Raw genomic sequence first — 12,554 nt, 5'->3', positions numbered from 1 at the left:
AAATGCGCGGTCACGTTGCCGAAACGGGCGGTCACGATGGGCCGAAATACGCACTCATCCGACTTCCCGCGATGGAGCGTGTGCGTTCTATCACTTCTTGACACACCTCGACATACACCGCCATTTGTCGGGCCGTATACACCAGCTACTCCATTCACTGCACTGGGCACACGCACGACTCTTTACTCTCCGTGATGGATGTCACATCTCGTGTCGCGATTCCCGCGTCGATGAGAGTACACCCCGAAACGGAGCGAATTTCATGCCAAGCTTCACGCTTACGTTCTTGCGGAGCGGAGCTCTGCTGACCGCTTGCCTGATGCCCATGCTGTTGGCGGCCTGCGGTTCTGACGTCGATCCCGTGGCGACTGCGCAAGCTGTGGAGCAGAGCCAGAGCGCGGCGCTGACGGGGTCCACGGCGACGACACAGAAATCGGCCACAAGTGCAACGAAAGATACGCCGTCGACGAGCGGTGCTGACAACACTGCTGCAATACCGGATAGCCGGGATTCGCGAGTCATCTACTGGATCGATCCTCGCCAGACGTACGCAGAAGGCCGCAAATGGAACGCAGCCACCCAGGTGTCTGGACCAAACCAGGTTCTCGCCGACGTACAGGAACCCGGGATCATCGGATTGGGTAGCGACTACGCGCTCTCGAGGGTGGCCGATCCCCTGGATCCGACCAAGGCGGCGTTCCGACACCGGATTGCCGAGGCATTTCCGACATGGGGCACAGTAGGGGCACGCCGAAGCGAAATCTCCGCCGATTGGAGCAGCAAAGGCGCTACGGTAATGCGCGGCGTCGACTACTGGATAGCATTCGCCGTGAAGTTCGAACCCGACATGTTCGGCAGCGGCAACGGCGGTGCATCTCTTATGGATTTCCACCAAGTGCCGGACAGCGGTGAAAACTGGTTGCCATCCTCGCTGTCAATGTACTCGGGCGATAACGATATTTCATTCGTGGTGCGATGGGATTCCGGGCAGCCCACCGTCGCGTCGAACCCTCCAAGCAAATCCCTGTGGAGCGAGAGCGCGCCCTCGACCACGCAATGGCATCGCTTCGTCATGAAGGTGCGCCTGAATTGGGATGCTGCGCAGAAGCCCTACGTTCGGATATGGCGTGCAGTCGGAAACGGGCCCGTGCAACTAATCGTCAGCCACGATGGCCCAAATGACTACAACAACAACGCGCCGTACATACCCCAGAAATTCGGCCTGTATCGATGGGACGATTGGTCCGGAAAGCCGACGCGAACGATGTATACCAAAGGATTCTATGTGATCAAGGATCAGCCAGGATCTCCAGCCCTCGACGAACACGTCCTCATGAGTCTGCTCGGAAAGATCTGAAACGACAACGTCGCCAGCGAAGACTTGTCAACGCGACTTACGAAATCGACTATCCGCGCTCGACGACCCGCCTAACTGGCTTGGCCCGTAATTCGTCGGCCATGCGAAATTCAGCCTGCTGCCGCCACGACCGACGTCGATCGCTGGCGCGACGGCAACAGCGTGACCGATACGGCGAGAAGCAACTGCAGCGCTGCCGAGCACAAGGCGAAAAAGAGTCGCCCGATACGCCCCCGGGCGATCGTCCTGAGCAGCCAGCGCAGGTTGTAGCCGGCCGCACGCAGCACGGCGCCGTGGTGCCGCCGCCGGAGCTCGATCACTCAGATTCGTTGCATATGAACCCATAGATGCCAACCAAGCATCCGATCAAGCGGCAGCCACTCGACTGGAAGCGGCGGTGCGTGCATAAATTGCTTGTAGGAAGAAACAATCTTGAAATCAGGAAAATCCTCCCTGACGGTTCGTAGATCGTAGACCTTCGAATAAGGATTCAACGGCCCGTCTGTATTCTTGTGAATGAAACTGGACATTTTCAGGTAACGAAAAAGCCCAGTCATGCGAGCATTTGCTAGATGTTGGCCATAGACTCCGCCCGGATCGTATCCGGTGAAATAAAGTGCACACAAACCGAGCCTCCGTGCCAGGCCAATAGATATAAGATAATTCACCGAGCACCGGGCATAGAGCATGACAATCAACTCTCCGTTTGGTTTCAAGATTCTCCGGATTTCTCGTTGAGCGGTCAGGATATCGGGGACATGATGAAGAACTCCATGACTGAAGACTATATCGAAGCTGCTGTCCTCATAAGGGATTTCCAAAACACTCCCTTGCTTGATCGACTGATAGGGCAATTGCCGAAGTGAAAAACGCGTTTTAACGCGAGCGACCGATTCTTGCGTAAGATCGAGTCCCGACCATATCGCACCACGCCTTATGATTTGTTCTGAATCAGCGCCCTGGCCCAGTCCGATCTCAAGAACCTGTTTTCCTGTGAAGGGAATCTTGTCCAAGCAGCCTAGAATATGTCCTTCCTTTTGATAGCGGAAGTTGTCGTAATCAGTAAAAAATGCTTCGTAATCGCCGTGGCGTCGTTGGAGTCCACCGACTTGCAGGTCTCCGCAGGGGTGACGGTTCCAGAAATCTTGGATGTCTGATTCCTTCATAAGAACCCCCGCTTATCAGGGATTGAATCACTTGACTTTTCTACACAGCGACGAGACTTATTTTGTGACTGGCACAAAGTCCGATGCGACCCCAGGAATCCTTCACTGGCGGACGCATTCCGCCGGTGCAGAGCCCATGAGTGAAGTGTCATGACGACTCCTATTGTAGTCACGTCGCAAGGGCGCGGCGATCGGCTTCGCGCCAGCAATGAACGCCGGCAATACCGTGTGCGCCCACCGCAGCAGGGCGTGTATCACAAGCGCCCACGCCGTCATGGAGAGCCCTGCGACAACGCTCATCGACTGTCTCGACGCCGCCGGCGGAATACTGCCGACCTCGATTCGCGCGACGAGAACCGCAGCTATCATGGCCGTAGTTACTCACGCATGCGTGAACTGTCCGAGGTCGAAAAAATCCGCAGATGAATGTGCACAAACTGCCGAGATCAACCATGACTCGACAACGTCGCTTTGGCGTCGCTGAGGTCGCGATTGCTGAAGGCAGCATCGTAGGCGGATAGTAACTTCGGTATCTCGAATCGCCACTCCAACTCGTTTTGCACACGGCGTAGCCCAAAAGCGCCCATCTCGGTTCTGCGCGTAGGATCGTCCAGTAATTCGACGATGCATCGCGCTAAATCCCTTTCATCATTGGGTTTGGCATACAGCGATGCCTCGCGCGCCGAAAACCGTCCCTCTGTCAGATCAAACTGAACAATCGGCTTCCCGAGTGCCATGTACTCCATAATCTTGTTCATGGTCGACTTGTCGTTCATTTCGTTCGCGACGTCAGGATTGACACAGATATCGGCAGTGTTGAGCATCTCTAGCATCTGCTCATCGGGTACCCGACCCGTGAATGTCACATAGTCGGCCACGCTCAATTCGCTCGCAAATCTTTTCATTTCTTCGAGGGAGGTGCCTCCACCTACCAGGCCAAAATGGATATCGCGTCGATTCATTTGGTAAACGATGTGTGCGATCGCCCGCAACAGGTAGTCGATTCCCTCTTGTCGACCCATTACGCCAACATATCCGACGAGGAATCTGCGACCACGTTTCAGGGACTCCACCGGCTGCATCCGCTTCAGGCGATCCAACTTCGGGCCACTTCGCACCACGAATACACGATCTGACGGCATACCTCCGCGTTCAATGGCGATACGTCGATACGACTCATTGGTTGCGATCGACACATCCGCAATCTTGAAGCTCCATTTTTCTAGCCTCAACACTAGTCGGTACAGAAATCCCCGCCGATGGAATTTGGCTTCGTAGAGTTCAGGGTTGATATCATGATGATCGAAAATAAAGCGCTTTTTCAGAAACAGCTTGAAAAATCCGCCAATCAGGAAGATCAGGTCGGGGGGGTTGCAGGCGTGAATTACGTCAAAGCCGTCTTTTCTAAGCACTTTCCATGCGAGCACGAATTCCCAGAACAACGCACAGGTATACTCGACAAGGTAGGCCAACGCCCCTTCAGCTTCGATAGGCAATGGGTGGCGATGGATTGCGATCCCCGCGATCTCCTCATAACGTTTGTTGCATCCTTTGCCAATTGGACAGATGATGCTGACCACGTAGCCAGCATCGCGCAGAGCGGTCGCTTCCTGCCAGACACGGCGGTCGAACGGCACTGGGAGATTCTCGACGATAATCAATACTCGCCGCGCGTTACCAGCATATGCCGTCATATGTATCCTTTTCGCTGCGCGCATCGCCGACACGTACCAGATCGACTACAACCTGACCTGGACGTCGCTGCTCCATTACCTTCCTAAACTCCGGTGCTCCGTTGCCGATGACGATCGTCTCGGCATGCAGAAGCACCTCTTCGGTGCTGTCTACCATGAGGCGAGAGATGTGCGGAATATGATTAAGGATGTAGTCGCGATTCGCGCCAGTGAGCGCTGCGACATTCACATTCTTGTCATACAACCGCAGGTCATAGCCCTTGCCAATGAGCCTTTCGATGAGCTCTACCATCGGACTCTCGCGTAAGTCATCGGTACCGGCCTTGAAACTGAATCCGAGCACACCAATCCGGCGGTTGCCCTTGTCCGTGACCATCTTCAATCCGCGCTCGATCTGCTGTTCATTGCTCTCTAGGATGGCACTCAGTACAGGCACCTCGAGATCGAGCACGCGTGCCTTGTAGGTCAGCGCGCGTAGATCCTTCGGTAAGCAAGAGCCGCCGAACGCGAAGCCGGGCTTGAGATAATACGGTGACAGGTTCAGCTTGGTATCCAGGCAGAATATGTCCATCACGCGATGGCTGTCGATCCCAATTTCTTTGCAAAGGTTCCCAATCTCATTCGCGAAAGCTACTTTCAACGCGTGCCAGACGTTGTCCGTGTATTTGACCATCTCCGCTGTCTCTACGTCAGTACGGATCAGCGGCGCAGTCATCTGTGTGTAGAGCTCCGCGAGGATGTCGCCGCTGTGCGTGTCGACCTCGCCGATAACGGTCTTCGGCGGATTCCGGTAGTCAGCCACGGCAGAGCCTTCTCGCAAGAACTCCGGATTGTTACAGACTCCGAAGTCGCGGCCAGCCACTTTCCCTGAATATTGCTCAAGCGTCGGAATCACGATCTCACGCATCGCGCCCGGCAGCATCGTGCTACGCGCAGCGACAACATGGTAGGCCTCCTTACGCTCCAGTGCAGTCCCGATCTGCTCGCACACGTTCCTGACGAACCGCAAGTCAAGGCTACCGTTCAATTGACTAGGGGTGCCAACGCAGATCAGCGAGATGTCAGTGTTCTCCACTGCTTCAGCGATGTTCGTCGTCGCTCTCAGGTTACCGCGCCCCACCTGGTCTCGGATAATGTCGCCAATATCCTTCTCGACGATCGGTGAAATGCCGCGATTGATGAGATCAGTCTTCGTGCTGTTTGGATCGACACCGATGACGGAATGCCCGTCGGCCGCGAGGCACCCTGCAGAAACAGTCCCCACGTAGCCCAATCCCATGATACTGATACGCATTTGCGCTCCAGAAGAGCAGGGCTCTTGCCCCGTTTTAACGAAAGCCGACCGTCAAGAGTGTCGTGAATCGGGTCGGCCCTTGTACGGAAATATTCCACATCGCCGTTGCAGACGGTAGCTTCGTATCGTAGCTTCGAGAGATCCACCCCGCAGGCGGATTGATCTGTCCACGAAGAATCTTCGGTGGCGACGCATTACCCTCGACGGCGAGTTTAAGAGTCACATTTCCGATGCGTGCGTGGACCACTGCGTCAGTGACCGTGACATCGCAATGTTCGGAGAAATGCCAACACAACTGCGCTTCATGGTTCCCTCGACAATCAATCAGATCTTCAACGATGAACTCATCGAGCGAGACATCAAAGTCGATACTGCGTCGATGGACGACTGGATCCGCCAAGCGGCAGTATCCGTCGTGCTCACCCACAAACCGCTGGTGCGTTTCACTCCATTCAGCAACGATGCAACGGCTGGTTGCCTTATCCAGCCACATGAAGCTACCACCGCTCACTGACTGATCCTGACCATCGACGCACACCGTATTGTGAGCGAACGTGGACCGGAAGTAGTCTCGCCACCCCCGTTGCGTGTGATAGGCAAAGGTGCCTGGGTCGATGAGGAGTGGGACCCCTCCGGCAGACAGAGTCATCGATAGGGCATCGGCATGTCCATGCCCCGAAATCGACAGGTAACCGATCGGCCCGCAGTCGACGCAGGCAAGGATCTCGGTTGGCTCACCCCTGCGAGCGCCGAAAAGATAGTAGCCGCCTTCCGGAAATGCCCACGGCAGCGGGTAATCCGAAGTGGCCGGCAGCGCGTCGAAGAGCTCATTCGCTGACTCTCCGAGGAGCCAGACTGTCTTGTCATCGCACACCCCCGCTTTGGCCTTGAGATCACCACGCTCAAACAGCACCGCAGTCGTGGACAAGAGCGAGCGATAAGGATCGAACGCATCGGATGGGTCTAGCCGCACGATGCGCGCATCATCAGCGTCTCCAATCATGGGCACGTTGCCGGCCCGATCCATAAGCGCCGCGACGAACTCCGCCATGTGCTCTAGCCGCTCCCAATAGCGAGCGTCAAAGTCGACCCCATTCGCTTGCGTAACCAGGCCGCAGACCAGCATCATGTCCATGACTTCGTGGTGGTAGTAGATCGCTTGCTCACGATTTACACCATCATCTGTCGTCTGAAGCATCGCCTGCTCGGCGAACTCGCGGTGCGCGAAGTCGCGCCATCGCTTCGATTCGGACCACATCGGCCACGTTAGTGAGCCGACCAAGAGGCCCATCAACTCGCCCATCAAGTGATTGTTCGCCGACGAGTAACGAGACAGATGACCTTTGATGAAGTGGCAATGCTGATGCACGCTGCGTAACCATCGCTGGCGGAATACTTGTCCTAAATCGTCTTCGAACAAACCCGACGATTCCCCGCCCAGGAGTTGCCAGGCAAAAGCCCAATTCACGAGACGAAGGCCGTGTTCGAGCGAGCTCGTCCAGTTCGGCCCGAGTGGATACGGACACTGTACGAACCACGAATCAAGTAGTGCGCGACATCCTTCGAAGAATCGTGATTCGCCTGTCAAATGCCATGCTTGTGCCAGAGTCACGAGATCCAGATGTCGGTTGAGCTCCCACAAATACTTGATGTCGCCGACAAGTTGTTCATCCCGATAGTCAATCGCTTTGCCAAACACCAGAGGGACAACCACACCGGTCTTGGGATCTCGATTCCATTGCGGAGGAAATCCCAGGTCAAGATCCCTCAGTGCGAAGAGCGTGAAGCGACCCGCCAAAACAGAATCCGCGCGCGTGACATAAGGCACCGGGTCGATAGCATTCGGCAGTCGCGGCAGCCAGCGAGCGCCCGGCGAACCCCGTGGCGGAGTCTCCCGCGCCAAGCCAAGCCCGACCGAACCCTCCGCGAACCCCCGTAGACTCTGCCGTGTTCTATAGAACAACTCTGGCAAGCTCATGGAGCGTAGCCGGTTGAGCTTCCATGATATAGACGACGCGTTCATTGAAAACCTCCCGAACTACCACTGGAATCACCTGTGATTCGTGGACGTCGGAACGTACGCTCAGTAGTATTCCCGATGCCAGATTTCGAGCGTGAGCAGCGTCCAAAGCAACTTTTCGTGGTTCTGTTGCCCCCGGACATGTTCGGCGAAGATGCGCGCGAGTTCCCGGTGTCGATAGTAATCTCGGGTTCGCGATGCCGCGCCCAGAAGATGGTCGTGGAGATACTCCCGCATCGGACCTCGAAACCATTTGTTGACGGGAACTCTGAACCCAACCTTTGGACGTTCGAGAATGTGGGGCGGGAGGAGACGCGTCATTGCTTGTCGTAGAATGTTCTTGGTTATGCGTCCGTCGACTCGCCATCGATCCGGTAACCGCGAGACGAAGCCTGCGAGGTGGTGATCCATAAACGGCATTCGGGCTTCAATCGACGCCGCCATCGTCATGCGATCCCCACGTTCCAGCAAATTATCCGGAAGCCAGCTAGTCTGATCAAAATAAAGGATCGATCGCAATGCCGAATTCCCCGGTTCGACTTCGAACTGAACGCCTCTCGAGGAGCCATAGCCGACGTGCTCGACCGAAAGCAAATCCAATCGCTGCCGAGGTGACAGAGCCCCAAACCAACGGATCATCCGTTCCGTTCTTTGGTCAAGACCCAAAGCGGCAATTGCCGTCTTGGCGCGGTGAAAACGGTACGGTAATGCCGCGACAAGAGGTTCGAGCAACTTTCGACGCAGCAGGGACGGAACACGTTGATACGCCTCGGCGAAACCCTCATAGACATGCTTCGGATATCCACCGAGGAATTCGTCAGATCCTTCGCCGGTCAGAACCATCTTGACCGTTCGCCGAGCTTCGCAAGAAAGAAGATAGATCGGAATATCCGATGGCTCGGCCACTGGTGCATCACGAAAACGTATGAGCGTTGGCAGATACTCGATCAAGTGGCCTTCCGAAACGGTCAGCTCATGGTGATCCGTCCCGAATTGCTCCGCAATCGACCTTGCGTAGCACAACTCACTATAGGCGGCCTCGGAAAAACCGACAGAAAACGTCTTAATTGGTCGCCCCGAATGCCGCGACATCAGCGCCACGACGGCCGATGAGTCTATCCCGCCTGACAAGAACGCACCAAACGGAACGTCGGAGATCATTCGAACCCTGACTGCCTCGTCGAGTTGGGCTATGAATTCCCCTACGATATCGCCTTCCGGCTCCGAAGCAGCGGACAAGGCCTGATGATCCGGAGGACGGTAGTACCGCCGCTCGATAAGTCTGCCACGCTCCCAGACGGCAACGCATCCCGGCATCAGTTTCCGGATATTGCGAAACAACGTCGCAGGCCCCGGCACGTAACGATACGCAAGGTAGTCGACGATCGAACTCCGATCCACTTCTGGCGTGACGCCCGGGAAGGCAAGCAGTGCCTTCACCTCCGAACCGAACAGCAGGCGCCCATCACGTTCGTAAAGAAAGAGAGGTTTCTTGCCAAAGCGGTCACGCGCAAGAAACAAGCGGCTCCGGTCACTATCCCAGATCGCGAACGCGAACATTCCCCGAAAGCGGTCGACGCAGTCAGTACCCCATTCTTCGTACGCATGGACGATAGTCTCAGTGTCCGAACTCGTTCTGAAGGAATGGCCGCATCTCGTGAGTTCGTCGCGCAATGCTTCGAAGTTGTAGATCTCCCCATTGAAGACAATCTGCACGCTCCCCGTTTCGTTGCCAAGCGGTTGACGTCCAGTAGTCAGGTCGATGATCGAGAGTCGTCGATGAGCAAGACCGATCTCGCGGTCTCCTTCCCTCGTTGCCATGCGGAAGAATCCCTCGTCGTCAGGGCCTCGATGCGCGATTGCTCCTGCCATCTGGCGTAAAGCACTATCAACATCTACCGACCGCGCGGGAACGATGAATCCAGCGATACCGCACATAAGTGCCCTAGATCTCCTGATAGATCTTTTCAAAAGCGTCCGCAAGCCGGTTCACGGTGTATCGCGCGGCCACCCTCGAACGTCCCGCTTCTCCCAGGACGTCTAGCGCTGCTCGGTTCTCGTGGAGATGCCTAATGGCGTCAGCCAACCGTACTGGGTCATTCGGCGGTACGAACAATCCTTCTCGGCCATCTTGCATGACCTCCGGTATCGCTCCCACCGGACAGACTACAGGCACGGTCCGCGCGGCCATGCTTTCGAGAAGTGCGTATGGCAAGCCCTCACGGTGGCTGGGGAAGACGAACACGTCTGACGCCTCCCAAAGTGCGTCTTTATCACGTCCGCTGACCACGCCCCTGAACTCCACTCGATCGTCGAGCCCTAACTCATTTACCCGCGCTCGAAGTCTCTGCTCATCCTCGCCGCTACCGGCGAAGACCATGTTTGCATCGATCCCCTCTGCCCGTAGCAATGCAAGGGCCTCCACCACTTCGAAGATCCCTTTGGCCGACACCAGACGCCCAATGTAGACTAAGCGCAACGGTACTTCAGGCCTGCGGGTCTTCCTCACGGAGGATTCGACCATCTCGATGGCGTTGGGGACGACCCGCAACGGGAGGCCGGGGTCGAACGCGAGGTAGTCCCTGCGGTCGATCTCCGAAAGAAGAACGATCGCATCCGACATCCGAAGTGTGGCTTTCAGAAAAGCAGTCGGTAACCGGCGGGCACGGAAGAATTCGAGCGGTGCGGATCCTCCGTGTACCTGATAGATGACCTTCGAACCGACGGACTTCGAGACAGCGACGTAGGCAAGGTCACGCCAGTATGCCTTCGGAACCATGGCCGTATTGATATGGACGATCGTCGGTCGATTACGCCGAAGGAAGCTCCAGAACTGGTACGGCGAAACGGCATATCGCAAGAGTCGGTCAACAAACGATTCGCGTCGGCCTTCGCTTCCTACCTGAAAATGAAGCAACCTATACTCTCGTGCAAGGCGTGAACTAAGCAGATGATTCAGGTGCGTACTGATCCCGCTGATAGTCGCAAGGTTCGGTCCCAGAAGCACGACTGTATCCATCTGCACACTAGGTAGTAGCTCTATGGTTGGAGGGAAGAACCCGAGCACGCGTTGGGGCCCATGGGTTCCGATCCTGGGACACCCGACTGTATCGTAACCAGACGGCTATCGCCGTCCGAGTCGGTCAAGCCGCGTAAGCACAATGCTACGTCTCGACTTCACCACCGGCCTATGCGGTTGTTCACTAAGTTGCCAAGTACAGCGTATGCAGGGTTCGAAGAAGTCCGATGTGCCTCTCAAGCAGTACTGCACTCCTCTGCCTGGCTGCTGGATGCCGGCGGTACGCTGTGACGGAGGTTTGACAGAGTCTCTCTTATGCGCCAGGTTGTTGCTACCGTCTCAAAGCTCAAGCCCTTCGTGGTTTCGGTCCAAGTGCCGCTCGAGGCAAACCGAAGCGCGTCTGGACGGAGGGATCGATCCGCTATCTGAGATCCGGGGGGCCCAGATGAAGCCTGCCACCAGATCTATTCGCCCTCGTCGGTAACTACCCATTCGGGCGTTTCGGCTAACACCATTCTTCTTTCGTCCCGCGCTTGGTGACTATGTCGCGGACGTCTGCCATGTCCGCATGCGCCTTCACTCGCCGAGACACGCTGTCAACGCCGCCATTTGTCGGGTCGTATACACCGGCTACTCCATTCACTGCACTGGGCAGACGCACGACTCTTTACTTTCCGTGACGGATGTCACATCTCGTGTCGCGATTCCCGCGTCGATGAGAGTACACCCCGAAACGGAGCGAATTTCATGCCAAGCTTCACGCTTACGTTCTTGCGGAGCGGAGCTCTGCTGACCGCTTGCCTGATGCCCATGCTGTTGGCGGCCTGCGGTTCTGACGTCGATCCCGTGGCGACTGCGCAAGCTGTGGAGCAGAGCCAGAGCGCGGCGCTGACGGGGTCCACGGCGACGACACAGAAATCGGCCACAAGTGCAACGAAAGATACGCCGTCGACGAGCGGTGCTGACAACACTGCTGCAATACCGGATAGCCGGGATTCGCGAGTCATCTACTGGATCGATCCTCGCCAGACGTACGCAGAAGGCCGCAAATGGAACGCAGCCACCCAGGTGTCTGGACCAAACCAGGTTCTCGCCGACGTACAGGAACCCGGGATCATCGGATTGGGTAGCGACTACGCGCTCTCGAGGGTGGCCGATCCCCTGGATCCGACCAAGGCGGCGTTCCGACACCGGATTGCCGAGGCATTTCCGACATGGGGCACAGTAGGGGCACGCCGAAGCGAAATCTCCGCCGATTGGAGCAGCAAAGGCGCTACGGTAATGCGCGGCGTCGACTACTGGATAGCATTCGCCGTGAAGTTCGAACCCGACATGTTCGGCAGCGGCAACGGCGGTGCATCTCTTATGGATTTCCACCAAGTGCCGGACAGCGGTGAAAACTGGTTGCCATCCTCGCTGTCAATGTACTCGGGCGATAACGATATTTCATTCGTGGTGCGATGGGATTCCGGGCAGCCCACCGTCGCGTCGAACCCTCCAAGCAAATCCCTGTGGAGCGAGAGCGCGCCCTCGACCACGCAATGGCATCGCTTCGTCATGAAGGTGCGCCTGAATTGGGATGCTGCGCAGAAGCCCTACGTTCGGATATGGCGTGCAGTCGGAAACGGGCCCGTGCAACTAATCGTCAGCCACGATGGCCCAAATGACTACAACAACAACGCGCCGTACATACCCCAGAAATTCGGCCTGTATCGATGGGACGATTGGTCCGGAAAGCCGACGCGAACGATGTATACCAAAGGATTCTATGTGATCAAGGATCAGCCAGGATCTCCAGCCCTCGACGAACACGTCCTCATGAGTCTGCTCGGAAAGATCTGAAACGACAACGTCGCCAGCGAAGACTTGTCAACGCGACTTACGAAATCGACTATCCGCGCTCGACGACCCGCCTAAGGAAGGTCCGCGCAACCGGTTGTTTTTCGGCCGACGGTCTGTAGAAAATGCTGCTTCATCGCGAACTGGTCGATTTCCGAGTCGGTT

At 56.5% G+C, this 12,554-nt stretch carries 9 protein-coding genes; 2 read left to right on the top strand and 7 right to left on the bottom strand.

Annotated features, from left to right (window positions below):
• Positions 1-262 precede the first annotated feature (262 nt).
• Positions 263-1,357 (top strand): heparin lyase I family protein, encoded by a 1,095-nt coding sequence (locus PKC29_14935; GenBank protein HML96716.1) that lies wholly within the window; start codon positions 263-265, stop codon positions 1,355-1,357.
• A 110-nt stretch (positions 1,358-1,467) separates the two neighbouring features.
• Here the strand turns inward: PKC29_14935 and PKC29_14930 are convergent, their stop codons facing one another.
• From PKC29_14930 to PKC29_14900, 7 genes are all read right to left on the bottom strand, one after another.
• Entirely contained in the window at positions 1,468-1,677 is a 210-nt protein-coding gene (locus PKC29_14930; protein ID HML96715.1) for a hypothetical protein, read from the bottom strand.
• Positions 1,678-2,523: a class I SAM-dependent methyltransferase gene (locus PKC29_14925; GenBank protein ID HML96714.1), complete on the bottom strand. Its 846-nt coding sequence runs from the start codon at positions 2,521-2,523 to the stop codon at positions 1,678-1,680.
• A 446-nt stretch (positions 2,524-2,969) separates the two neighbouring features.
• Complete coding sequence (locus PKC29_14920) at positions 2,970-4,217, bottom strand: glycosyltransferase family 4 protein (GenBank protein ID HML96713.1); 1,248 nt, start codon at positions 4,215-4,217, stop codon at positions 2,970-2,972.
• Entirely contained in the window at positions 4,198-5,511 is a 1,314-nt protein-coding gene (locus tag PKC29_14915; protein ID HML96712.1) for a UDP-glucose/GDP-mannose dehydrogenase family protein, read from the bottom strand. Before PKC29_14915 ends, PKC29_14920 begins: the two co-directional genes overlap by 20 nt.
• Positions 5,512-5,545: 34 nt before the next feature.
• Positions 5,546-7,534, bottom strand: coding sequence for an alginate lyase family protein (locus PKC29_14910; protein HML96711.1), 1,989 nt, complete (start codon positions 7,532-7,534; stop codon positions 5,546-5,548).
• Between the two features lie 60 nt (positions 7,535-7,594).
• Complete coding sequence (gene asnB / locus PKC29_14905; protein HML96710.1) at positions 7,595-9,469, bottom strand: asparagine synthase (glutamine-hydrolyzing); 1,875 nt, start codon at positions 9,467-9,469, stop codon at positions 7,595-7,597.
• Between the two features lie 7 nt (positions 9,470-9,476).
• On the bottom strand, positions 9,477-10,448 hold the full coding sequence (locus tag PKC29_14900) for a glycosyltransferase family 4 protein (protein ID HML96709.1): 972 nt from the start codon (positions 10,446-10,448) through the stop codon (positions 9,477-9,479).
• An 849-nt stretch (positions 10,449-11,297) separates the two neighbouring features.
• On the opposite strand from PKC29_14900, the gene PKC29_14895 reads away from it, so the two are divergent.
• Entirely contained in the window at positions 11,298-12,392 is a 1,095-nt protein-coding gene (locus PKC29_14895) for a heparin lyase I family protein (protein ID HML96708.1), read from the top strand.
• The last annotated feature ends 162 nt before the right edge of the window (positions 12,393-12,554 follow it).

The organism is Thermodesulfobacteriota bacterium, from assembly GCA_035325995.1.
Classification (GTDB): Bacteria; Desulfobacterota_D; UBA1144; order Nemesobacterales; family UBA2774; genus JADLGH01.
Note: the sequence above shows the minus strand (reverse complement) of the source record. Positions and strands in the feature narration are given on the sequence as shown.